We start from the raw sequence: 23,074 nt of genomic DNA, 5'->3' as shown, positions 1-23,074 counted from the left end.
GTGGAAAATCCGCAGGAATACTATTTCGCCGCGGATATCTACGCCTTGACCTCGCGTGAGGATCCGTTCCCCTCGGTGGTGCTCGAGGCGCTGGATGCCACAGTGCCGGTCGTTGCCTTCGAAGGCGCTGGCGGCTTCCAGGATCTGCTGAAGCGCGATTGCGGTATCCTTGTGTCAGCCTTCGACACCGATGAGATGGCCAAGGCTATCACCGATTTGCTCGGCAATCCGGGCGAAGCCCGGCGTCTCGCCGGTGTCGGCCGCGATATTGTCCGCCAGGAATTCAGCTTCAGCCATTATCTGCATGACTTGCTGATTTACGCCGAAAGGCCGTCGCCGCGGGTGTCGGTCATCGTGCCGAACTACAACTACGCCCGATATCTGGGTGCGCGCCTAAGCTCGATCGTCGATCAGACGACAAAGCCCTACGAGTTGATCGTGCTTGACGATGCTTCGATCGACGAAAGTGTCGAAGTCATTGAGCAGTTTCTGGCCAGTTGCGACATTCCGTGCAGGTTGGTCGTGAACGCCGAAAATTCGGGCTCGGTATTCCGCCAGTGGATGCGTGGGGTCGAAATGGCGCGCGGCGATTTTGTATGGATCGCGGAAGCAGACGACCTGGCTGATCCCGGATTTCTGGCCGAACTTCTGCCCGCCTTCGAGCGCAAGGAAGTGGTGATGAGCTATTGCCAGTCGCGCCAGATAGACGGCACCGGCCGCGTGCTGTCCGAGCACTATCTCGACTATGTGGCCGATATCGACCGGTCCCGTTGGACGAAGCCCTACATCGTGGACGGCCGCCAGGAAATCGCCGAGGCGCTCTACCTCAAGAACACCATTCCAAACGTCAGTGGCGTCTTGTTTCGAAGGGAGGCGCTGCGTGAGACACTCAGCCGGAGCCTCGACGAAATCGCATCCTACAGGAATGCGGGCGACTGGGTCGCGTATCTGCGATTGCTGGAGAAAGGTGACATCGCGTTTCATCCTGGCGCGTTCAATTCGCACCGCCGGCACCAATCAAGCGTCACGATAGGGAATTTTGACGCCAGGCATCTGCAGGAGATCGCGCGGGTGCAATCCGAAACGATCGCCCGCTTCGACCTGGGAGCGGCGGCCCGAGCTTCGGCAAGCGGATATTCCCAACGCCTCTACGAGCAGTTCGGCCTCGCGACGGGCGACAAGCCACGCTTTGAGGGTCCTTCAGATTTGGGGGGCAGAGACTAGGGGCAGGAGAACTAAGCGTCGCCATTGCCAACATCGCTAACTCCGATCTGACCAAAAGGCTGGACAGGTCAGTAGCGGTCGTCGGTGCCGCTTGGGTTGAAAGCCCATACTATGACGATGCCGAGCGCTGGACGCATCTGTTTTGGGACGAAGACAGGGACTTTCGCCGTTTCTTCAACAAACTGGACTTGACGTCAGTTCTCGAATTGTCATGTGGGCATGGCCGGCACGCCGAGCAGGTGGCCCAGATGACAGATCGCCTGACACTGATGGACATCCACGACGCCAACCTGGATTTCTGCCGAAATCGACTGCGGGCCTATGCATTTGTCAGGTATGTCAAAGGAAACGGCTACAACTTTGAGCCGGTGGAGCCGGAAAGCAAGACTGCCATCTATTGCTATGACTCCATGGTGCATTTCAGCCCGGATATAGTCGAGAGCTATCTCAAGGACACGGCCAGAATCCTGCGGCCCGGCGGGATGGGGCTGTTCCACCATTCCAACTACCCAGCGCCGATGGACCAGCATTACGGTCGCAATCCCCAGGCGCGAAATCACATGACCAAAAAACTGTTCGAGACCTACGCCAAACGCGCGGGCCTCACCGTTCGAGAAAGCCATATTTTTCAATGGGGCGGCGTGGACGACTTGGATTGCTTGACGCTCGTGCAGCGGCCTGTCGAGGTTGAAGATTGAACAAGGAATGAAGCCCCGTCAGCCAACAGATTCGAGTTCAAACGTGGTCCGGATACTGAAGTGACTCTAGTCGACCCTTCCGGCTTCAAGTCCGAGAAACTTCGGCAGCCGGTCGTGATCGCCGGCAGCGTGATACGCCTCGACATTCCGGCGGACTCTGGTGCCGCTGTCGCGACGCAGCAGCTTGTGCTTGCTAGGTTCTATAGTCGACAAAGTTGACGTCACGCGATCGACCGATCTAACGCCATGTCCGTTCGGTTCCAGACCGAGACTGGCGGCACACTCGACACCAGCGGCACGTTGAACGCAATCATATTCAAGCCCTAGAAGCTGGTCAGCCTGTCGTTCTTGTTGAGCACAAGAACATCATGGTTGTTGGCCCATCCACGTTCTATATAGCTGGCTCTAACGCCTGGAATACCATCTGCGATCTCGAAAATGGCAGACGGTTTCGATAAGGAGACGCCGTAGTCGTCGATGTCCGGATAGTCAGTATAGCCGGTATAGCCGAAACCTGTCTCGGCAAACTGATGCCTGAGTTTTTGCTCGTCTACGCCGCCCCCAAAAACAGTGTTCTTTTCTGTAAAGTATCCGTGAAAAGTTGCAATCACCACGCCATGGTCGCTTAGGTGGTCAACAAGATAGCGAAGCCAGTCATCGGTTCTGACCCTGTCAAGATGGGTGAACAGCGAGCCGATCCAAATAACATCAAGGTCGCGGGGCAGTGCTACCTCGCGCAAATCTGGTTTCGAGTGAATGGCATTGCCCTTAAAGGCCGCGGCACAAAAATCCGCACCTTCAGCGTCGATGTCACAGCAATAGAGTTCGGCAGTTGGAAAAAGTTGGCGGAGATGCCGCGTCACACGTCCGTGCCCACAAGGCAAATCGAGAATCTTGGACACGGTCTGACGCCACGACATCGACAACCCCGTCAGCACAGCTTGGGCGCCTGACTGACCAACGGTGTAATAGTGAGATGGTCCCGTGTTGTACATCACATCCTTGGGATGGATTTCTTTGCTGACGGGTCTGTTGGAGTAGGCGGAATAGAGTCCCGCGATCTGCTGAAAATTCATACTTCAATGTCCCAAGTGAATCAAAGGACAAAAGCATGAAGCAGCCCAATCTTCAACCGCGCCTGGCTCGAAATATCGTCGCACCAATCCGGTCACCCGCCGGAAATCCTCATCGCGGAACTAACGACTGCCATGAACGCTCCGGGCCTAGCGGCACGTTTACAGATCCCTAAGTCTCAGCGGCCTCAACATTGCTGCCGGCGTGTACCCGTCGGCGCGCTTCACGGCTTTGCACCTTGGGCTAGTTGGAGTCGTTTGTCGCTAGAATGTCCTTTTAGAGTTTGGCTGGCTTCTTCAAAATATAGACCTCGGTCATGGGGCCAAGGACTGCAATGTCTCTCGACTGCATTCTCCGGACTTCAACGTCGAAGCCGGTCCGTCGCTGTATCAGCAACGGCTAATCATAGCCGTGCCGCCATGTGACGAGCGACCCGGTCGAATCCTGAGGGTTGCCGTGATATTCGGGTTCACCCACGGTCCTGGTGCCATCGGCCTCGCGAAAGGCGACCTGTTCCGAGGTCGCCCGCTCGGCATATGTCGGCGTGGTGAAGATGCAAATCCCACCATGGTCGAGAGTGCGATATATCTCGGTTAATGCAGCAAATGGGTCGAAGAGATGCTCCATCACGTCGAGGTGGATGACGAGATCGAAGCTACGGTTGGGAAACGCCTGGTTTTCGAGGTCTTCGTTTCTGATGTGCTCGACCATCCTCCCAAATGGCTCACCAGGATAATAACCTGAAAAGACCTTTTGCGTCGAATTGTACCAAAGCCACAACGACAGGCCGCGACCTCCTGGGGCAGATTCGTGAATACGGGAGTGCCTCGAAGGCGTTCCTTGAAAAGAGCGAGAATGCGACATCAGCCGCAGCGCGCTCGCGCGTCACGCAATTGTTCAGCGGGCAGTTGATGGCGGCAAGAGAGTCCCTGCAGCTATCGTAGTCATCTGGTGATACGAATGTCTTCTGCTCGACGGGCAAATGGCCTGAAATTCGATGGGAATTCTAACTCGGCCCTCTCATTCGACGAACTGGAAATTCACTTGTCCGGGGCGGCGCACTTCACCCATTCACTTTTCCCTTGCGACAGCACGAAAGATGGCTTTTGATCTTGCATCTCTTTAGCTTAGCGGCAAAATTCGAGTATCGGAAACCGCTGAATCTCTATCAGCTAGGCTTTCAGGACTCGCCAAAGAATAAGTTCACCGCTTTCTTCCATTGGTTGCTCACATATGACGTTCGCTGTGGAATCGGTTTTCCGAGACGATCACCGTAAACCCGATCCTCTACCGACGCCCAGAGCGGATTGGACGCGTATAGGTTGGCAATTTCATCATCAGTGAACCAGAATTTAGGATCCTTGATGTATGGCGTTACCCGGGTAGTGTGTTTGGCGAGCGAGGTGGCTACTACGTCGGCGCGCAGATCAAAGATCGAAGCCACGTCTTCGACCAGGTTTTCAATCCTGATCCATCGGCTGACATCGCTATACAATGTCATATAGTCGTCGGCGCTGTTTACTTCCCCACCTGGCTCAAAGAACTTCCCAGAAACGATCATTTCTCGTGAGGCCACCAACTGATCGTGTCGCGTTGCTTCGAATTGCACCCGGCTGATTATCCATGATGGCAATCTTCGAACGCAAGCGATGATCAGCTTTCCCGACGGATCGAAACTAGGGTTAGATTCCTGACGCTGCGAAATACTGTTATGCCAGTGACTAGAGACGTCGTCTATATCATCGAAATGAATGTCGCTTCGGTTGGCAAGGAGGTCCCGCAACGCTAGTTCGAGCGACGATCCTGCACATTTCGGGAAATGAAGCCACACAAAGTCAGGCCCTATGATCATTTTTCAAACCTGTCAGTGGCGCCCGCTTTCCTGCCTCGTCCGACCACCTCGGATGTCTTCCGAGGTTTCTGTCTCGCCGGGGCCCGATTGTGGTTCGGCCAAAATAGTGCCTGTGAAAGCAGGATAGCGTCCTGATACAGAGACGGTTCCAGTGTGCTCGCGGCCGATCTCGTCCACTCACTTCCATACGAAGGAAGAATGACCGCTATGGCTTCATGAAGCGTGATTCAACATCGCCGACGGGTCCATTACTACCTGGAAGGCTGCATCAGAACCGATACTTGAAATGGATCGGTTATCGATCGATCGTATCCCACGATTGTCCAGCCATCTCCGCCCAAAAAGTCTATCTCGCAAGATATATCGCCGTAAGTTTCGCCTTCGGCGCCACCGTGGGGGAGATACGCAAATCCATTGCTGCGGTGATCCGCCTCCATTTTTGCCGCGATGGATGTCTTTCGAATCCCATCGATAAACGGCCAGAACTCGACCGGCCGAATGGTGGCCACGAACAAACCGCCAGGCTTGATGTGATTGCGAAGCGCGGCAAGGCAGGCTCGCGCGGTTGCAGGGGCAAGATGTGTGAATATCGAAAAGGCGAAAATCAGATCGAATTTCTGATCGCCTACAGGCATGGCTGAAGGTATCCGCTCCGATTGGGCGAACTTGCCGGGTAACCTTGCCTCTCGGCATAGGTCCAGGGATTTGGCCCAAGCATCGACGCCCCAGATTCGGGTGGGGTCGCTGTAGTAGGTACATCATGCGCAAGATGCGCCCGTAGCCACAGCCAAAGTCGAGGATGTCAGAGCCGGCCAGCGGTGCCTTGCCATATCTAGTGAAATTGTTCTCCAGTTGACGCGTGAACGCTGAAGTCTGCTGGTACAGGTCGAGGCCGGATGCCCCGGTCCAGGTCTTTTGCACATCGTCGCTGGCCATGGCGGGCAGAAGACGTGACAAACCGGGATAGTCCTTGTTCGGCAAGGAAATCATAAAGAGGCCGAAGTCGTCCAGGCCCATTCGGCGCAGGAAAACAAGGGCCTCCTCGACGGTGCATCCGCTAGCCGCTGCGTGCTCGGCAGCCTTCAAGTGTGGGACGGCCGTGGAAAACATGCGAGGCTCCAAACTCTTGGCAGTCACGCGGCCATGTAGTACGCGCCCGACTGAGGTCAACCAATCGATAGTCAAAGGAATCACCACAAATTACCGGTCCAACAACCATCAATCCACGGTCTAGACACCTAGGCCCGAAATCTCAATAGAGCCCGCCCCTCAAAAGGCGACGCCACTCTCACAACTGAGAACCCACCAAGCGTCCTGGCGCCTTAGCGATTGGCCAACCTTGCAAGAGCTTGCTGATATGCGTAGCTCGGTGTCTCGCCGAGTTTTATCAATGCGATGTCGTCCTGGATTTCCACACTGCCGGGGGCTGGCCACACCGGCATCGATGAAAGATGGACGACTGTTCGGTCGATTTGATCCGGGGTCGGAGACATCAAATTGGAATAGCCCAGAAGTCTCATATAGGGAGCAATACGCCCAGGATTGCCGCCGTCCCATTCGAAGAAGGAGTAACCGACTGTCGAGTCGGGCGGTTTCGGATAGTTGGTCACAAATGGCTGCGAGCCAAACACACTTATGGCGTAGTTCCGCTTTGCGTCGAAACCGGGCATGGCCGACAGCCTGTCATAGATGGCCCCCGCCAGAAGGGTGTCGTGCTTGTCGACCAGATAGCTGGACGCCTGACGATAGTTCTGGACGACCTGGATCTGGAACAGCGCCACCGCCAGCAAAATCGCCGAGGCGATACGGATCCTGGAATTTCTGCTCGTCACCGCGATATAGGCGAACAGCCACACTGCAATCGGCACCCCGACGAGGCTTCGGACAGGCATACTGCCTGCCGCGAGGAAATGAAGACCGAAGGGGACAAGCAATGAAACGAGGGCGGCTGCCGTCAAAAATACTCTTGTGCGCGGTGCTTCCTGGAAAAGTGCCCAGCCGCCCAGGATCAGCAAGAGAGGAATTGCCCACAAGGCAACGCCGTAGGTACTCTGGTCCAGGGCATAGATCCCGCCTATCGCCTCCGCCACGCGTCCAATGACTACAACCGGGTGTTGAAACAAAAACCCAGGTTGGGAAAGTGACTCGAAATACGCGTTGCTGCCGGGGACGAACGATCTGGAAATGGCGTTACCGAGAGCATAGAACACCGCCGCGCCAATCAACAGGAAAACTGTATGAAGCAGGCCTCTCCCCAATGATTTGCCGGCGCCAGCCCGCGCTTGCAAAATTACGATGGCGATGCCCAGCACCAGAATTGCCGGCGCGAAACTCTGATAAATCGAGATCGCGAAACCACCTGCGGCCACTGCGCCAAGAAAGCGTAGGCTGTGCGGCGAAGTGTCCTCCTTACTGATCAGCCAAAGCGCAAGAGCGGTGCCGAACAGACCGATCCCGACAGCGGCAATGTTCGAATAAAACTCGACGATGAAGAACCAACTCGGGAAACCGCAGAAGATCGCAAAGCATGCATACTCCGCGATGGAGAGTTCTTGCTTGTCGATGGCGTCCATGACGAGCAGGTAGGCGGCCACGCAACCGGCACCAAAGACGGCTGGTGTCAGCAAAGGCATCACCGGGTGTGGGATGAGAAATCTCTCGATCAGATAAGCCCCCCAGCGCCCCTGAATGATCCAGATCGACGCATCCGTTCTGAACGCGGCCAGTTCCTCGTCGACTGATAGCGAAAAGGAAGCCAGCTCGGAAAAATACATCGCGACGAAAATAGCAAAGAGATTGATGGCGGGTCGTATTGTGCTTTGGCGCGTCAGCATGATCTGCGGAGTATCCATCGAGAAATCACGAAGTTGAGGACGGTCGTGATGGCAAGGGTGACGAAGAAGGCCGCTGCAGTGTTTTGCAGCACGCTTTCGAGGGTTTTAAGGGTTGCCAGTCCGAGCACGAACACGATGGCAATCGAGGCGCCGATCGCCAGTCGATCAGCGATGCCTGTGCGACCGCCAGGAAAGACGCGATCGGGATAGAACACCATCACGAACACGAGGCCTGCCAGCCAGGCGAGCGCGTAAGACAAGCCCGAAGGCAGCACGGAAAGACCGACAAAATAGACAAGGCTGGTGAGGGCGGTGTTCAGGCCGCCGGCGACAAGGAACCGGACGGCGTCTCCGCCAATGCGGTCAGCGGCCATCCTGCCTGACCGTATCCAGGAAATCCGCATAGTCCCTGATGTAATCGCCGGCGTCATAATTGTGCGAAGCCATGACCAGCAATGCGGTATCGGGCTGGAATTTGTACTGAATTCCCCAAATGCCGGGCGGCATGTAGAGGCCGATCGACGGTTCGGTCAGCGAAACCTCTTTCCGGTTATGGCCGTCATCGACGACAACCGAAAGGCGGCCATGGGCCGCGATGAGGAATTGATGGCACTCGCGATGCGCATGCTCACCTCTGACCTTGTCAGACGGCACGCCATAAACCAGAAAGGACCGGGCCGGCTTGAACGGGAGATTCGAACCGAACTCAAGCGGGGCGAGTTCGCCCCGCAGGTCACCAAAATGCGGCAGCCGCCAGAGTTCGCTGCCGCCGACCCCAAGCGACATTCTCTCGCCTACCGTGCCTGGGAAGGTCTGGGTAACCGCGGGCACGATCTGCGGACCTGTCTGGTAGCCGATAATGACGGCGGGATTTCCGACCACAACGGCATTGGCAGGAACGTTCTTGGTCACCACGGCGCCGGCGCCGATCATCGCCTGACGGCCGATGGCAATGCCCGGCAGGATTGTCGCGTTGGCGCCGATGGACGCACCGTCTTCGACCGTCGTCAGCAGAAACGTCTCGGGATATTCCTTGGAGCGCGGGAAGCGATCGTTGGTGAAGGTCGCATTTGGACCGACAAATACACGATTGCCCAGGCGCACCCCGTCCCACAGCTGGACGCCGCTCTTAATGGTCACGTCATCGCCGACGATCACGTCGTTCTCGATGAAGACGTGATCGCAGATGTTGCAGTTCGAGCCGATCACAGCGCCAGGAAGGACGTGTGCGAAGGCCCAGATGCGTGTTCCGATACCGACATCGGTGCTTTCGCAAATACCACGCTCATGGACGAAAAAGGGCTTGTCGGTCATTTGGCAGTTCCGTCAACGACGCGGCTGATGATTCTGAGTGGGCGCGACTTGGTGTTTTCAACAGCCCGCCACAGATAGCAACCAAGAATCCCCTGAACCAGAAGACTGGCCGAACCGAAGCCCGTGATCAGCAGCACCAGTGTCGTATAGCCAGCGGGGTCGATATTGCCAAGCAGCCGCGCAATCACGGTAACGACTGCAAATAGAAGACTTAGCACACAGCCCGCAAAACCGACCCAGAGTGTGAGCATTATCGGGAAATCAGAGAACGAGAAAATGCTGTCCATCATATATCGGAATCGCCGTGCCATGCCCCAGGCGCTTGTTCCGTGCTCTCGTTCGCGCCGCCGATAGGGCACGAATTCCCGCCTGAACCCGACCCAGAACAGTTGCACGACAAGTGAGCTGTTCGGCTCCTCGATAGACAGGATCGCTGCCAGAACCTGGCGATTGCAGGCGAAGATATCCACCCCGCCACTCGGCATGCTGGGCAGGACCAGCCTGCGATAGGCCGCCCAGAAAGCCCTCGACAGAAATTTGGTCAAGGGTGGATCGCTCCGCCCAGTCCGCTGCCCAAACACCACGTCAGCCTCATCCTTTTCCAGCTTCGAAAAGAACTCGACGATCAGTTCAGGCGGCTCCTGCAGGTCGGCGGCCATGGCCGCTACCTGATCACCCGACGCATGTTCGAGCCCGGTTCGAATGGCGGTGAACGAGCCAAAGTTCCGGCTATGGAAGATAATCTTGTAATCGTAGCCCGAGCCCTTCAATTCTTTGACCAGGAGAGGGCCGGATTCGTCCGGCGATCCGTCCACAACGAAGATGAATTCGATGTCGCCTTGATATCGCGACTGGAAATCGGCGACTGCTCGCAGAAGGGAAGGGATGTTCGCCTGATTTCGATAGATCGGGAAAACGATCGAGCGGGTTGTCACATTGCCTCCCATTCGCGGAGGGCGAGGCACACCTGCTCTATTTCGTCGCTCGTCATGTCCGGATAGCATGGGACGGAACAAAGACGGCTGACGCTGGCCCTTGAAACGGCGAGATTTTCGCTTCCCTTCATCGGCAGATCCGCCCAGCCGACCTGGTCGCAGTCCAGCACAGGATAGTGAATGTCGGTGTCGACGCCGCGCTCTTTCATGAACGCTCTGAACGCATCCCTGTCGTCGCAAAGTGCGACCGCAAGGTGCGCGACAGCGCCGGCTCCTCCCTCCAGGAATTGCAATCGACGTCCGGTGACCAGCTTATACTGGCTTAGGATAGCACGTCGCTGTCCGTTGCGGCTATCCACATCGCCCAGCAGAACGTCCAGTATCGCGGCTTGAACTTCATCCATGCGAGAGTTGCGGCCGTTGGGCACGCCGACATGATATTTTGAACTCCAGCCATATTGCTGCAGCTGCCGCACATGCGTGGCGGCGGCCACGTCGGAGGTAAGAACAGCGCCGCCGTCCCCCATGGCCCCCAAATTCTTGGTTGGATAGAAGCTGAAAGTGGAGATGTCGCCCAGCGAACCCGCAACCTCGCTCCCGATCCTTGCCCCATGCGCCTGCGCGCAATCCTCCACAATTGGAATGTGCGACAGGCCAGCCTCGGCAAGTCCGGCCTTGATGGCGCGGACATCGACGACACCGCCATAAAGGTGGGTGACGACGATCGCAGCGGTGTCTGCGCTGGCTGCTTTCATCACCGATTGAAGATCTACGAGCTGACTGGCCGGTTCGATATCGACATAGTGCGGAACGAGATCATTGTGCCAGCAGGCGCAGCTAGCATAACCCCCCGCATTGGCGGCGATGATGACCTCGCGCCCTCCCATACCGTCGCGCTTGGTCACCGCGGCCAATGCAAGTTCGAGCGCATCCGTCCCATTGGCCACAAGGACGCATTCCGAAACACCTATGAACTTGGAAAAATTTGCCGCAAATCTTTTGCCGACCGCGCCGTTGAGCCACCATCCCGAACGCAACGTGTTCGCTACCTCACGCTCGATTTCGCCTTGATAGCGCTGATACAGGCGCTTCAGATCGTTCATCGGAACGGAGTCTTGTTTGGTCATGCGTCAGTCTCGCTACCCGATACCCGAAAAAGGATTAGAGCTTGGCTGGCTTTCCAGCGCGCGTTTTCGGCTCTGTCGTGAACGATTCGATCCGTCCGCTCCTGAGCGTCATTTTTTTCGTGCATACGCTTTGGATAAGGGCCTCACTGTGGCTCGCCAGAACGATGATGCCGGCCTTTTCAGCAAGTTCATCCATGCGCCTCTTGGCCTTATCTTGGAATGACGCGTCGCCGGCGCCGATCCACTCATCCATCAGCAGAATCTCCGGCTCCAGCGCAGTCGCCGCCGAAAAGGCCAATCGCGCGGCCATGCCCTGGCTATAGGCCTTGAACGGCAAATCGATGAAATCCCCGAGTTCGCTGAAGGCAATGATATCCTCCATCTTCTCTTCGATCTCGGCTTCCGTCCATCCGCTGATCAATCCACGCAGCACGATGTTCCGGCGCCCGGTGGCCTCGCGACGGAAACCTATGTTGATGTTGAATAGGGCGTCGACCTTGCCCTCGATCGCAACGCTTCCCACGGACGGCTCGTAGATCCCGTAGAGCACCTTGAGAAGGGTGGTCTTGCCGGCGCCGTTCGGGCCGACCAGGCCCAAGCGGTCGCCGGCCTTCAATTCGAAACTGACCCCGTCGAGCGCCTGCACGAATTGCTTTCTGCCCGAACCTTCGATTCTGCCGCCTGGGCCAGCCACACGCCGGTCCGGCGCGGAAAGCGTCAGCTTTTCGTGCAGCTTGTAAACAAGGCTAACATTGTCCAGCTTGATGGAAACCATTGAAAACTCAGATGAGGAAGACGACTTGCTTGCGATACCGGCCGAGCAGCAGCAATGCAATCGCCCACGTAACCAAAGACGCAACGATGGTTACAGTGAAGGCATGGGTTGGAAATTCTCCATTCATGATCGGCAGCCGGACCACCTCCAGAAAATAGGTGAACGGGTTCCATTCGTAGGCGTATTTTTGGATGGGGTCTCGCCCGTCGTATACCCAGAAAACAGGCGTGAAGAACATGCCGACCCGCAAAAGATTACCAACGATGAACTGACTGTCGGGGAAGAAAGCCCCAAGAAACGCGAAGACGGTGATGAGAGCAGGTGTGGCGAACAGGATCAGCAACAGTCCTGCCAGCGACCACAGCCATGGAATGGCGACCGGGGAGCCGCTGAAGACCAGAATGACAACGCAACCCGCGATCGCATAGCCGGCTCTAATGATGGACTGCAATGCCAGTCGCATCACATACACAAACAAGGGGAGCGTTGTGCCTTCGATGAAACTCTCTTCGCGTTGAAAAAGCGCCACGCTCAGGGACATGACTTCCATCAGGTAGAACCATACCAGAAGGCCGATCGCGACATGGGCGGCATAGCCCGCGGCATCCTTGCCGGCTGGCTGGAACACGAAAACGAACGTTCCCACGAAGGCGACGTAGTTGACCAGCAGCCAAAGCGGGCCGAGCGTCGTGCGTCTGTGCTGGTCGCCGATGTCCTCATGGGCAAGCGCGATCCAGACCCGATGCAGCTTCATGGCCCTGGAAATATCGTCAAAAGCGCCGTTTAGTGCCGCAATCATTGTTGATTGTATCGCATCTGCTGTTTCCGGGGCTTCATGGATTCTGGCCGCTATGAACCACCAAATACCTCTTCATAGTCATTGGGGCCGTCATATGACACGACGCTGCGTCGTAGTGAAGCTTCCAGCGATTCGCAAAGCAGGAGGCTGAGCGGCGATCGATTGGAGATCTAGGCGTTGCACTCAAAGGTTGTCCTTGTGGGAATTCATCGTGCCATTCTGGAGGGTCGCTCATAACAAGTGTGCAGCCGCTTAACCACAGGTGCTTCCAAAAAATCTCTGGCGATGACCGCAACTCCGGGATATTCGATACAGCCAGCGGAGGGCTGGGGATTGACATATCAAAAATGTGATCGGTGACGGATGATCGCTCTCGTGCCCATGTCCTTGCGCCCGGAGCTCAGTATAACTTGATGACATCATATCTGGCAGCCGGTCCGGCTTTCACCCGAAGATGCGGCACGGAATTGTCATGATTGGCGATCGGCATGATTGGGGTGGCGGTCGGGCTGGACGAACTTGACCGCATGATCAAGCATCCACCATCAGAAAGTTTGCGCGATGCGGTGACACCGACAACTGGCCAAATGAAGCCGGTCGCGGTCCAGCGCACCTGCATCATGGTGCTAGGCATGCACCGATCGGGCACCAGCGCCCTGACCAGGGCGATCAGCCTGCTCGGTGCTGAACTGCCGAAAAACATGCTTGGCGCCAATCCGACCAACGAAACAGGCCACTGGGAGCCCCTGCGGCTGATGCAACTTCATGATCGGATGCTCGCCGAGGCGGGCAGCCGATGGGATGACTGGCGACCTTTCGAGCCGGCAGATCTCGGTGCGTCGCGCTTGCGCTTCTACGAGGGCGAGATCGAGCGGTTGATCGACGAGGAGTACGGCAGCGCCCCACTTTTCGTTCTCAAAGATCCGCGCATCTCGCGTTTCGTGCCGCTGTACGCGGACATCATGGAACGAATGCGCATCGATGTTCGCTATGTGCTGATCGAGCGCAACCCGCTGGCTGTGATCGCTTCGCTTGCCAAGCGGGATAAGTTCACGGTGTGCTTCAGTGCGCTTCTTTGGCTGCGCCATGAACTGGGGGCGGAGCACGCGACTCGGGGGCGGCCACGCGTCTTCCTGTCCTATGAGGACATGCTCGATGACTGGCGCAATGGGATCGAGGCAATCACCGGTGCTCTAGGAATCAATTGGCCTCATTCCGAAATGGAATGGCAGGCGGCACTTTCCAATCATTTTTCGGAAAATCACCAGCACCATGCAGCCAGCGCATATCAGCTGGAAGCTGATCCAAACGTCAATAACTGGATCAAGCAGGCCTATCGGGCCCTGAGGGCGTTGGAAAAAGACCCGGCTGATGGCGCAGCCATGCTGCAACTTGATACGGTGCGCGGTTCTTTCGACAGCCTCAGCCCAGTTTTCGGAGATGCGTTCTTTTCCGAAATGTCGGCACGCGAAGGGGCTGCGGCGGAGCGATTCGAGCTGCAGCGGCAGGCGGCAGATCGGCGAGTGATAGAGTTAGAAGAGACCTGCATCGGAGCTGCCACGCGAGAAACTCAACTGACACACCAGCTGAGAAATCTCCAGCTTCTGGCCATCGAGACGACAGCTCGCGAAGCTGATCTGATGGCTCAGGCCAACCATGAAGCACGACGCGCCAATGGCGCAGAAAAGCGGGTTCAAGATCTGATCGAAGAGTCTGAGCGCCTGAAGGTTGAGTCTGAGCGCTTGAAGGTAGAGTCTGAACGCCTGAAGGTGGAATCTGAACGCTTGAACGTGGAGATCCACCAAATCAAAAGCAGTTTTTGGTGGAGGGTGATGTACCCGGCGAGGTGTCTAACGTCACTGCCGAGCGCTTTCACTCGCTGGCGGAAGAGACAATCGTGACAAAGAAGTAGCTTTGGCATGCGAACAGATGCGTCGGACCAGCCTCGGTTGGGTCTAATCGTTGGTGGCGTGCAGAAGGCTGGCACCACCAGCCTGTTCGGCTATCTCAGCGAACATCCGCAGATGGCAACGCCGTCCGTCAAGGAGGCGCATTTCTTCGACGACGAGGCTCAGAACTGGTTCAGGCCGGACTATCCGAGGTTGGAGAGCCTTTTCTCCGAAGATATTGGGACCCGCATTGGATTTGAGGTGACGCCAATCTATCTGTTCTGGCCACCATCGTTGGAGAGGATAAAACGATACAATCCCGGAATAAAACTGGTCTTCATCTTTCGCGATCCGATCGAGCGGGCTTGGTCGCAATGGCGTATGGAGATAGACAGGCAGTGGGAGCATTTGCCTTTTCACTTGGCTATTCGACAAGGCCGCTGGCGACTTAAGGGGTTGAATCAAACCGACCCAGCGTGGCGCGTGTATAGCTATGTCGAACGAGGCTTCTACGCGCGGCAGCTTCGGCGGCTGTTTGCTTTGTTCCCCAGGGAGAACGTCCTCCTCTTGCGCTCGCTGGATCTTCTGGGTGATCGTCAGGGCACACTGGATGCTATAGCTCGTTTCCTCTCCATCCACCCGTTTCCCCTACTGGCTCCGCGAATGGACCATTTTGGAAAAAAACGAGAGAATGAGCTCCGACCGGAAGATGTGGCCTACTTGCGCGAGATTTTTTACGACGACACCGTCGAATTCTCCAAGCTCTCCGGGCTATCGGTTTCCGACTGGCCGACTATTGACTTGAGCATAGCGGTGGAAGGCTGATGCAATTGCCAAACATTCTCTTCATCGTGGCAGACGATCTCAATTCGTGGATCGCACCACTTGGCCGCCATCCAAACGTCAAAACGCCTGCAATTGACCGGCTTGCGTCTCGCGGGACGACTTTCCTGCGCGCGTACTGCACGGCCCCCTACTGCAATGCCAGCAGGATGTCCGTCTTTACGGGATGCCTGCCGACGACAACGGGTGTCTACCAGAATGAGCCATTCTGGGAAGCGCCTCTTCGAAGGGTCACGCTACTCGAAAGACTACGCGAGGCAGGGTATTTTTGCTTCGGCGCCGGGAAAGTGTTCCATGGCAGTTTTGATTACGCGGATGCAGGGCGCAACAAGGCGTTGTCGGCGAAATGGAGCGACATCGAGAACCGGCCTGCTTTGTGGGACGAATTCCAAACGATTGCCGCTGAGCCTATGCCGTTAGGGCGGCCGCTCAACGGTATGTTTGATTTTGATGACTTCCAGAATGTGTTGTCAATGAATCACCACTTCGACTGGGGCGCTATCGAGCCCGCCCGCGAGCAGGAGATGCCTGATTTCAAGACCGCAGAGGCGGTTTGCGCATTCCTGGAAAAACCGCACAGCAAGCCATTCTTTTGCGCAACAGGTTTCTACAAGCCTCATCTGCCCTGGTACGTTCCGCAACGATTTCTCGATCTTTACCCTCTCGACGAGGTCAGCCTTCCGTTTGTCAAGAATGACGACCTCGACGACGTTCCCGCCATCGCAAAAGCCTGGGCGCTTTCGCCTCCCGATCATGAAACCATCTTGAAGCACGGGCAATGGCGCAATGCCGTGCAAGGCTATCTCGCAGCTATTTCCTATTGCGACAGCCAGATTGGGCGCGTGCTCGCCGCCTTGGATGCATCGCCCGCCGCCGACAATACGATCGTGGTCCTTTGGGGAGACAACGGATTCCACCTTGGCGAAAAGCTGCACTGGCGAAAATTCGTCTTGTGGGAGGAAGCAACGCGCGTACCTTTTATTATGTTGCCGCCAAGGGGCATGGCAATTTCAGGACGCGTCGAGCAGCCGGTAAGTCTGGTCGACCTGTTTCCGACCCTTCTTGATCTTTGCGGGCTCGAGCCACCGGCGGATATTGACGGGCGTTCGCTCATGCCTTTGGTGCGGGGCACGAAGACGGAAGATCACTCCGCCATCATGACATGGTTGCGCGGCAACCATTCTGTGCGGTCGGGCCGCTGGCGCTACACGCGCTATTCGGACCTGTCTGAAGAACTCTATGATTTAAGCGCCGACCCATATGAGTGGAACAATTTGATCGGCGACGCACGCTTCGAGCACGTGCGTCTAGATCTTGGCGCGCGCCTCCCATCTGATCGCGGAGATTGACGGCTAAACCAAATGCATTTCCCAAAAAAACATCTGGCTATGCCTTCAACCTCGCAGTATGCGATACAGGACGGCGGGGGCCGGGATGGCACTTTGGAAAGGTGATCGGCCACGAAGTATCTTCGTGTTCGCACTTTGTTGGTGTTTATATCCGTGAGCCTGGAGTCTAGTGCCGTCCAATGAATTCTTACCTCGAATCAGTATTCGGGCTCAGGCCACAGATGCGGCGCGCCTTCATCATGGTCCAGGACGTGGTCATGGTCCTGGTCGCCGTGGCGCTCAGCCTCGTGCTTTCGCGGTCGAATCTTTCGTTCGAAGCGCTCTCCAACGAGGGGTTGGCAACCTGGGCTAGCATTGTTCTCATCAGCCATTTGCTGTTCAGATTTTGTGGCCTCTACACGACCGTCTGGCGCTTTGCCTCGACGCCGGACTTTTTCAACATCCTGAAGAGCTGCGCGATTTTGACGTTCGTTCTTTATGCCGCTTCGATGCTGGTTCGTTCCTTCCAGCCGGTGCAGGGGCTCAACGAGCGCCAGTTCATCGTCTTCTTCCTCGTCTCCTTCACCATCATATCGGCGCCCCGACTGTTCTACCGTTTCCTGCGTGATGGCGAGAGTTGGGGCATTCTAAGCCGCAGGACCGACAAGGAGCAGGCCAAGCGAGCGTTGTTCGTCGGCCGGCTCGGCGAGGCAGACCTGATTATTCGCTTCACGCGCACGGCGCAGCCGACGGACTACTCCATAGCAGGCATCATGGCGACCGAACGCGGCGCGCCGTTGGGGACGCGGATTCAAGGTGTTCCCGTGGTGGCGACCCGGCCGCGTCTGATCGATGTCCTGGAAGACTACGCGACAGGCACCAAAAGCCTGGATCTGCTGATTTTCGGCAGCGGCGCCGAACATGAGATCGAGGAGTATTCGGAACTCGTCCGCGTTGCCCGGCACGGCGACATAAATGTGGTGCAATTCTCCGGTCTTTCGGAGCTGGAGCAGCACGGAAAACTGGTTCTCGACACCGTCGAGATGGAAACGATCCTGCGCCGCCCGACCGTCGCGTCCGATATAGAGCGCATCAGCGGCTTTGTAGGTGGCAAACGTGTTTTGGTGACGGGGGGCGCCGGCTCGATCGGCCAAACGCTGGTCAAACGGTCGCTGGAGCTGGGAGCGGAAGCGGTGCTGGTCGCCGACAACTCCGAGTTCGGCATTTTCCAACTGAGCCAGTATATTGACGAGAAGGACCACGACCGTCTCAAGGTCCGTATCGTCGATGTCGCGGACCGGCGCCAGATCACGCGTGTCGTCACGGAATTCCGGCCGGACATCATCTTTCATGCCGCGGCGCTCAAGCACGTTCCGCTGCTCGAGGAAAACTGGGATTCGGCCATCCAGACCAATATTTTCGGAACACTCGTCTGCGCCGAGGTCGCTGCCAAGTGCGGGGTTGCGCAATTTGTCCTGATATCGAGCGACAAGGCGGTGGATCCCTCATCGGTGCTTGGCATGACAAAGCGGGCTGCCGAACAGATCATCAGCGCCTTGCACGGGACGCCAGCAGGCGAGACGGGCGTGCGCCGCTCCGCCACCAAGTTCATAGCCGTGCGGTTCGGCAATGTCTTTGGCAGCAATGGCTCGGTAGCGACCATATTCCGGGCGCAGATCGAGACTGGGGGACCCGTCACCATCACCGACCGGCGCATGACACGCTATTTCATGACCGTGGCCGAAGCCGTCGATCTCGTCATCATGTCGGCGGCTGACGCCGCGTCGAGGCACAGCGGAGACGATTATGCCGTCTATATGCTCGACATGGGCAAGCCGGTGCCGATTCTTGAAGTGGCCGAAACGATGATTCGCATGGCAGGAAAGAGCCCATACAAGGACATCGCAATCCGGTTCACCGGCATAAGGCCGGGCGAAAAACTCCACGAAACGCTGCATGGCGAAGATGAGGAACTCGTCGAACTCGGCATTTCGAAGATTTTTGGTCTCAGCACGGACGTCGTGGAATGGTCGGATGTCCAGATCGCGCTCACGGAGCTGCAGCAATCGGCGAAAAACCAGGACAAGGCTGCCGCGCTCGCCGTGTTGGCAAGCCTTGACCGCGCCAAGAAGGCCAGAGCGAGTGCACGTCAAGACGCGATCCCGAAAACGGCCGGGCAGGCGACCTAGACCCCAAATCAGAAAGCGATCTTGTTCGTGAGCAAAGAAGATCCGCGCGTCGCGGTCCTGATGGGCACGAAAGACGGTGCCGCCTTCATCGATGAACAGTTGCAATCCCTGCTCGCGCAGTCGCACCCTCTGGTCGACCTGTGGATTTCAGACGATGGCTCCATCGATGGCACGACCGCCATCATCGAGACATGGAAATCGCGCTGGTCCAAGGGTCGAATGACCCTCGTGGAGGGGCCGCGGCAAGGCTTCGCAGCCAATTTCCGATCGATGATCCTCGATCGACGCATCGAGGCGGACTGCTATGCCTTCTGCGACCAGGACGATATCTGGGAGCCCGACAGGCTGGAGAGCGCTGTCAGCTGGATGCAGGCCCAAGACGCAAAAACCCCGCTGATGTGTTGCTCGCGAACCGCGACCATGACGGAAACGGGAAGCCTTGTCGGCCGTTCGCCGCTGTTTGCCCGTCCGCCATCCTTTCGCAACGCGCTTGTGCAAAGCATCGCCGGCGGCAACACCATGCTGCTCAACGCCGCGGCCCGCGACCTGCTGGCCAGGGCCTCCGCGCGAACCGGGTTCGTCAGCCACGACTGGTGGGCCTATCTCATCGTGACCGCCGCCGGCGGCATCGTTCGTTACGATCCGCGACCACTGGTGCGCTACCGGCAGCACGCGGCAAACCTGGTTGGAGCCAACGTGTCATGGAGAGCAAGGGTTTCCCGGCTTGGCCGCCTGTTCAAGGGCGAGTTCGCCGGCTGGACCGACCTCAACCTTGACGGCCTTGCCGTCAATCGCGACCTCCTGACCGAGGACGCGGCGGCATGCCTCGACCTGTTCACCCGCGGGCGGCAGGGCGGTCTTTTCCGCCGCTTGGCCGCCTTGCGCAAAAGCGGTGTCTATCGGCAGACTCTTTCCGGGACCCTGGGGCTCTATCTCGCTTTCATCCTGGGGCGCATTTGAGCATCGAACAGCTGCGTGGCGCACTTGGTCAACAGATGAGCTCATGCTACGTCGACCGGATTGACGGGCTTGGCCCGCGGCGTTGCCTCGGGGCTTTGGCAGGGAGCATTATCGGCCGTTCATGAAGGCAGCCAAGCACATCTTCGATCTTGCCGGTGCGGCTCTGCTGCTGGTGGCCACATCTCCTGTTTTGGTGCTGGCCGTCCTTGCCGTTCGGGCATCGTCGCCCGGTCCGGCCATTTTTTCGCAGATTCGGGTCGGCCGCGACGGCCTGCTTTTTCGCTGTCACAAGTTGCGCACCATGTATGTCGGCACGCCGTCATTGCCCTCGCATGAGGCGCCGGCGAATTCCGTGACATCGGTTGGAAAGGCCTTGCGGAAGTTCAAGCTCGATGAGCTGCCGCAGTTCTGGAACGTCCTGAAGGGCGAGATGAGCCTGGTCGGCCCGCGCCCCTGCCTGCCGACCCAAACGGAACTGATCGAGTGTCGCAGGCGGCTGGGCGTCTTGGCAGCACTTCCGGGCATAACCGGCCTGGCCCAGATCAGGGGCATCGATATGTCGAACCCGGAGCTTTTGGCCGAAACGGATGCCGCCTATCTCCGCACGGCGTCGTTCCAGCTCGACCTTCGGATCCTGCTTGGAACGCTTTATCGAAGCTGACAGGCCATCATGGTCGAACACGACGTCAGGATTTACTGAGCCGCGCCAGCTCGGCCAGCCGCTCCAGCGTGCCGGCTTCAGGCGCCCAGCCCTCCGACACCAGCAGGGCAGGGTCGCATATCTGTGTCGCGGTCAGGCTGGCCCAGAACGCCTGCCTGCCCAGCACGCTTGCTGCCGGCCGCATCAGGCCGGCCGGCACAGCCATCAGGCGCATAGGCCGCCCCAAACCCCTGCGAAAGGCGGCGATGATGGCCTCGACGGCGACCGGTGGCACATCGGCGCCGACATAGACTGGGCGAAGTGGCCGCGAGTGGCCCAGCAGGTGCGACACCGCTCGCACCGCCGCCTCGGATGACATCAGCGAGCGGATTCCCGTCAAGGCGCCCGTCGGCAGCGGCAGCGCCGTATCGGCCAGGCGCATCAGCGTCGCGAGGTTGCCCTTCATGCCGCTTCCATAGACTGGAGGCAGGCGCAGCACGGCGGCGTCGGAGCGGCCATGCGACGCATAGGCGTCCAAAACCCTGATCTCGCCCTCGCGCTTCGAGCGTCCATAGACGCATTGCGGGGCAGGGGGCGTGTTCTCGTCGATCGTTGCGCTGACGCGAGCGCCGATCACGGCCCGGATCGAGGAGAGATGGATGAAGCGTCCGCTTGCCTGGGCGGCCGCTGCCTGCGCCAGCCGCGCGCTCAGTTCCACATTGGCCGCTTGGTAATCGGCTTCGGTGGCATCGCCCTGATCATTGTTGAGGCCGGCACAATGGACGACGTGGCTCACATCCCTGGTGAGTGCCAGGAAAGCCGCGGCCGGCGCATCGAAATTGGGCATCAGCACCGCGCCATCCCCTAGCCCAAACCTCTCCGGATGGCGGGAGGCAAGGCGAAGCTCGGCACCGGCTTCGCGAAGGTGCTGCACGACAAGACGCCCGATGAAACCCGTCGCGCCCGTGACCAGAACCTTCATGGCCTTGCCCGGAACAGCTCTTGCGAGGCTGACGGAAGAGCTCGCTCTTCCCCGGCTGGCGCAAGTGCCTGCTCTTCCATCAACGGAGCCTGATTTCCGGAGGCAAGATATGTTCCGCTCACCAGGAAGACCATCAGCACCGAGTCCAGAATGTCATGGCCGACCAGGATGCCCGTCATTCCGGCCGTCAGATAGGTGATCACCACGACGACAATCATGGTGGCGCCGAACCGCTCGACCGGATCGCCGCTGTTTCGCAAGACCCGGGCGGCATTTCCAGCCGCAACGACAAAGATCGCCGCCAGCGTCACGGCGCCCAGAATTCCCGCCTGCACCAAGGCGGTCAGGAAACCGTTGTGGAAATGGTTGAAGCCGGCGTCCATCGCGAACTGGTCATGAAAGCCTTGCTCTATCAGAAGCTGAGTCGCACCCACACCATGCCCGAACACTGGCATGTCATCGAATGCCTTGAGGCCGATCTGCCAAAGCGCAACACGTATTCCCACCGAGGTGTCGTAGTTGCCGCTGGCTCCAAGCGCACTCCAATCGGAGCGCAAAAAGTCGACGCGCCCGGATATTGCCTGGAAGCTGGAAGCGGCGATCACGACGCCGACCGCCGCCAGCAACAGCAGCAGGCGAACGGCATTCCTGCCTCTGAGCCTGTGCCGGTTGATCAGCATGACGGCGATGCCGGCGATCAGCAGTGCCAGCCAGGCGATACGCGAGCCGGAATAGATGATGGCGATCGTCCCGGCCAATGTCGCATAGAAGAGGGGGTTCCGGGCTCGCTCGATGCCGGACAAGGCGCCGGCTACACAGATCACCACGGCAAGGCAGACGACGGTTGCGAAGACGATCGGATTTCCGGCCCCACCCTCGGCCCTGACCCCAATCCAATATTGCTGGATGACGGCCATGAGCAGCGCGACAAAACAGGCGGCCATGCTGGAGAGCACGACGATGCGGGCAAGCGTGGTTTTCTGCGTGATGCTCCAGGTCGAATAGGACACGGGAAAAAACAGGAAGGTCACGAGCGGGATAAGATGTGGCGCATCCCGGACGAACGAGTTGTTGATGATGGAAGCCAGGAGATTGGCGGCGCAGTACGCATAGATCGCGACCGTCAGCCAGATCATCGGCCGGTCGGCGTTGAAGCGCCTTTTCCGTAAAGCAATCAGCAGGACGGATGAAAGGCCGCCGCCGTTGAATACAAAGCTGACCACCGATCCCAGAACCGGTGGAAAAAAGAAGCAAAGAATGGAGAAGTAGATATTGATCCGAGAAGGCGTGAATTGCTGTCTCAGGGATGAAGGCCGGCTCAATTTTTGGGCTCGCTGTTTTCGGCAAGTTTCGTGCGGCGGATCTTGTTTAGCGACGTAGAATGCGCTCGCCTCGAAATTGCCCATGCCTCATGATGCACCTGCCCGCTTCCCGAGGCTGGTATAGCGGCTGGGCTCTCTTTTCGATAGTGCATCGGAGCCGATTGCCACTGAAAATCGGCAGCCGGCGCCGGTCGATCAGCTAAGATCCCTGGCGGGCCGCGGCCGGTCTACTCAAGCAATATTTTTCCCACGTTTTCTCAACTGTTGAGCTTGCGAGCAGGAATTTCCG

The 23,074-nt window shown here is 57.9% G+C and carries 21 protein-coding genes; 8 read left to right on the top strand and 13 right to left on the bottom strand.

What is annotated here, in order from left to right:
• Positions 1–195 precede the first annotated feature (195 nt).
• On the top strand, positions 196–1,224 hold the full coding sequence (locus HB777_18810) for a glycosyltransferase family 2 protein (protein QND68817.1): 1,029 nt from the start codon (positions 196–198) through the stop codon (positions 1,222–1,224).
• Positions 1,225–1,412: 188 nt separating this feature from the next.
• A complete protein-coding gene (locus tag HB777_18805; GenBank protein QND65757.1) occupies positions 1,413–1,922 on the top strand; it encodes a class I SAM-dependent methyltransferase in 510 nt (169 codons plus the stop codon).
• Between the two features lie 323 nt (positions 1,923–2,245).
• On the opposite strand, the gene HB777_18800 is transcribed toward HB777_18805, so the two are convergent.
• From HB777_18800 to HB777_18750, 11 genes are all read right to left on the bottom strand, one after another.
• Positions 2,246–2,998, bottom strand: coding sequence for a class I SAM-dependent methyltransferase (locus HB777_18800; protein QND65756.1), 753 nt, complete (start codon positions 2,996–2,998; stop codon positions 2,246–2,248).
• Positions 2,999–3,395: 397 nt separating this feature from the next.
• Complete coding sequence (locus HB777_18795; GenBank protein ID QND65755.1) at positions 3,396–3,707, bottom strand: class I SAM-dependent methyltransferase; 312 nt, start codon at positions 3,705–3,707, stop codon at positions 3,396–3,398.
• Positions 3,708–4,176: 469 nt separating this feature from the next.
• Complete coding sequence (locus HB777_18790) at positions 4,177–4,848, bottom strand: hypothetical protein (protein ID QND65754.1); 672 nt, start codon at positions 4,846–4,848, stop codon at positions 4,177–4,179.
• A gap of 251 nt (positions 4,849–5,099) precedes the next feature.
• A complete protein-coding gene (locus HB777_18785) occupies positions 5,100–5,579 on the bottom strand; it encodes a class I SAM-dependent methyltransferase (GenBank protein QND68816.1) in 480 nt (159 codons plus the stop codon).
• Between the two features lie 591 nt (positions 5,580–6,170).
• The gene (locus tag HB777_18780; GenBank protein QND65753.1) at positions 6,171–7,700 is read right to left on the bottom strand and encodes a hypothetical protein; all 1,530 of its coding nucleotides are present in this window, start codon (positions 7,698–7,700) and stop codon (positions 6,171–6,173) included.
• Positions 7,676–8,056: a hypothetical protein gene (locus HB777_18775; protein QND65752.1), complete on the bottom strand. Its 381-nt coding sequence runs from the start codon at positions 8,054–8,056 to the stop codon at positions 7,676–7,678. The genes HB777_18780 and HB777_18775 overlap by 25 nt, the downstream gene beginning before the upstream one ends.
• Complete coding sequence (locus tag HB777_18770; GenBank protein ID QND65751.1) at positions 8,046–8,996, bottom strand: isomerase; 951 nt, start codon at positions 8,994–8,996, stop codon at positions 8,046–8,048. Before HB777_18770 ends, HB777_18775 begins: the two co-directional genes overlap by 11 nt.
• On the bottom strand, positions 8,993–9,943 hold the full coding sequence (locus HB777_18765) for a glycosyltransferase family 2 protein (GenBank protein QND65750.1): 951 nt from the start codon (positions 9,941–9,943) through the stop codon (positions 8,993–8,995). The genes HB777_18770 and HB777_18765 overlap by 4 nt, the downstream gene beginning before the upstream one ends.
• Positions 9,928–11,058, bottom strand: a complete 1,131-nt coding sequence (locus HB777_18760) for an erythromycin biosynthesis sensory transduction protein eryC1 (GenBank protein QND65749.1) — start codon at positions 11,056–11,058, stop codon at positions 9,928–9,930. Before HB777_18760 ends, HB777_18765 begins: the two co-directional genes overlap by 16 nt.
• A gap of 34 nt (positions 11,059–11,092) precedes the next feature.
• On the bottom strand, positions 11,093–11,833 hold the full coding sequence (locus HB777_18755; GenBank protein QND65748.1) for an ABC transporter ATP-binding protein: 741 nt from the start codon (positions 11,831–11,833) through the stop codon (positions 11,093–11,095).
• A 7-nt stretch (positions 11,834–11,840) separates the two neighbouring features.
• The gene (locus HB777_18750) at positions 11,841–12,632 is read right to left on the bottom strand and encodes an ABC transporter permease (GenBank protein QND65747.1); all 792 of its coding nucleotides are present in this window, start codon (positions 12,630–12,632) and stop codon (positions 11,841–11,843) included.
• A 476-nt stretch (positions 12,633–13,108) separates the two neighbouring features.
• Here HB777_18750 and HB777_18745 point away from each other — a divergent pair, with 476 nt between their 5' ends.
• The 6 genes from HB777_18745 (at position 13,109) to HB777_18720 (ending at position 20,502) form a co-directional block, all read left to right on the top strand.
• Positions 13,109–14,533: a hypothetical protein gene (locus HB777_18745; GenBank protein ID QND65746.1), complete on the top strand. Its 1,425-nt coding sequence runs from the start codon at positions 13,109–13,111 to the stop codon at positions 14,531–14,533.
• Between the two features lie 18 nt (positions 14,534–14,551).
• On the top strand, positions 14,552–15,346 hold the full coding sequence (locus HB777_18740) for a sulfotransferase (GenBank protein QND65745.1): 795 nt from the start codon (positions 14,552–14,554) through the stop codon (positions 15,344–15,346).
• The gene (locus HB777_18735) at positions 15,346–16,713 is read left to right on the top strand and encodes a sulfatase (protein QND65744.1); all 1,368 of its coding nucleotides are present in this window, start codon (positions 15,346–15,348) and stop codon (positions 16,711–16,713) included. Before HB777_18740 ends, HB777_18735 begins: the two co-directional genes overlap by 1 nt.
• A gap of 179 nt (positions 16,714–16,892) precedes the next feature.
• Positions 16,893–18,881: a polysaccharide biosynthesis protein gene (locus HB777_18730; protein ID QND65743.1), complete on the top strand. Its 1,989-nt coding sequence runs from the start codon at positions 16,893–16,895 to the stop codon at positions 18,879–18,881.
• Positions 18,882–18,908: 27 nt separating this feature from the next.
• Complete coding sequence (locus tag HB777_18725) at positions 18,909–19,841, top strand: glycosyltransferase family 2 protein (protein QND65742.1); 933 nt, start codon at positions 18,909–18,911, stop codon at positions 19,839–19,841.
• A 121-nt stretch (positions 19,842–19,962) separates the two neighbouring features.
• A complete protein-coding gene (locus HB777_18720) occupies positions 19,963–20,502 on the top strand; it encodes a sugar transferase (protein QND65741.1) in 540 nt (179 codons plus the stop codon).
• A gap of 25 nt (positions 20,503–20,527) precedes the next feature.
• Here the strand turns inward: HB777_18720 and HB777_18715 are convergent, their stop codons facing one another.
• Both HB777_18715 and HB777_18710 read right to left on the bottom strand, forming a co-directional pair.
• The gene (locus HB777_18715; GenBank protein ID QND65740.1) at positions 20,528–21,463 is read right to left on the bottom strand and encodes an NAD-dependent epimerase/dehydratase family protein; all 936 of its coding nucleotides are present in this window, start codon (positions 21,461–21,463) and stop codon (positions 20,528–20,530) included.
• Complete coding sequence (locus tag HB777_18710; protein QND68815.1) at positions 21,460–22,785, bottom strand: O-antigen ligase family protein; 1,326 nt, start codon at positions 22,783–22,785, stop codon at positions 21,460–21,462. Before HB777_18710 ends, HB777_18715 begins: the two co-directional genes overlap by 4 nt.
• Positions 22,786–23,074 lie beyond the last annotated feature (289 nt).

Origin of the sequence: Mesorhizobium loti (assembly GCA_014189435.1) — a bacterium.
In the GTDB taxonomy this organism is placed as follows: Bacteria; Pseudomonadota; Alphaproteobacteria; order Rhizobiales; family Rhizobiaceae; genus Mesorhizobium; species Mesorhizobium loti_G.
This window is presented reverse-complemented; position numbering and strand designations above follow the sequence as displayed.

Coding starts and splice junctions, on each gene's coding strand:
- HB777_18810 (QND68817.1), top strand. CDS start 196: ATGGCCAAGGCTATCACCGATTTGCTCGGCAATCCGGGCGAAGCCCGG.
- HB777_18800 (QND65756.1), bottom strand. CDS start 2,998: ATGAATTTTCAGCAGATCGCGGGACTCTATTCCGCCTACTCCAACAGA.
- HB777_18795 (QND65755.1), bottom strand. CDS start 3,707: ATGGTCGAGCACATCAGAAACGAAGACCTCGAAAACCAGGCGTTTCCC.
- HB777_18790 (QND65754.1), bottom strand. CDS start 4,848: ATGATCATAGGGCCTGACTTTGTGTGGCTTCATTTCCCGAAATGTGCA.
- HB777_18780 (QND65753.1), bottom strand. CDS start 7,700: ATGGATACTCCGCAGATCATGCTGACGCGCCAAAGCACAATACGACCC.
- HB777_18775 (QND65752.1), bottom strand. CDS start 8,056: ATGGCCGCTGACCGCATTGGCGGAGACGCCGTCCGGTTCCTTGTCGCC.
- HB777_18770 (QND65751.1), bottom strand. CDS start 8,996: ATGACCGACAAGCCCTTTTTCGTCCATGAGCGTGGTATTTGCGAAAGC.
- HB777_18765 (QND65750.1), bottom strand. CDS start 9,943: ATGGGAGGCAATGTGACAACCCGCTCGATCGTTTTCCCGATCTATCGA.
- HB777_18760 (QND65749.1), bottom strand. CDS start 11,058: ATGACCAAACAAGACTCCGTTCCGATGAACGATCTGAAGCGCCTGTAT.
- HB777_18755 (QND65748.1), bottom strand. CDS start 11,833: ATGGTTTCCATCAAGCTGGACAATGTTAGCCTTGTTTACAAGCTGCAC.
- HB777_18750 (QND65747.1), bottom strand. CDS start 12,632: ATGATTGCGGCACTAAACGGCGCTTTTGACGATATTTCCAGGGCCATG.
- HB777_18740 (QND65745.1), top strand. CDS start 14,552: ATGCGAACAGATGCGTCGGACCAGCCTCGGTTGGGTCTAATCGTTGGT.
- HB777_18735 (QND65744.1), top strand. CDS start 15,346: ATGCAATTGCCAAACATTCTCTTCATCGTGGCAGACGATCTCAATTCG.
- HB777_18730 (QND65743.1), top strand. CDS start 16,893: ATGAATTCTTACCTCGAATCAGTATTCGGGCTCAGGCCACAGATGCGG.
- HB777_18720 (QND65741.1), top strand. CDS start 19,963: ATGAAGGCAGCCAAGCACATCTTCGATCTTGCCGGTGCGGCTCTGCTG.
- HB777_18715 (QND65740.1), bottom strand. CDS start 21,463: ATGAAGGTTCTGGTCACGGGCGCGACGGGTTTCATCGGGCGTCTTGTC.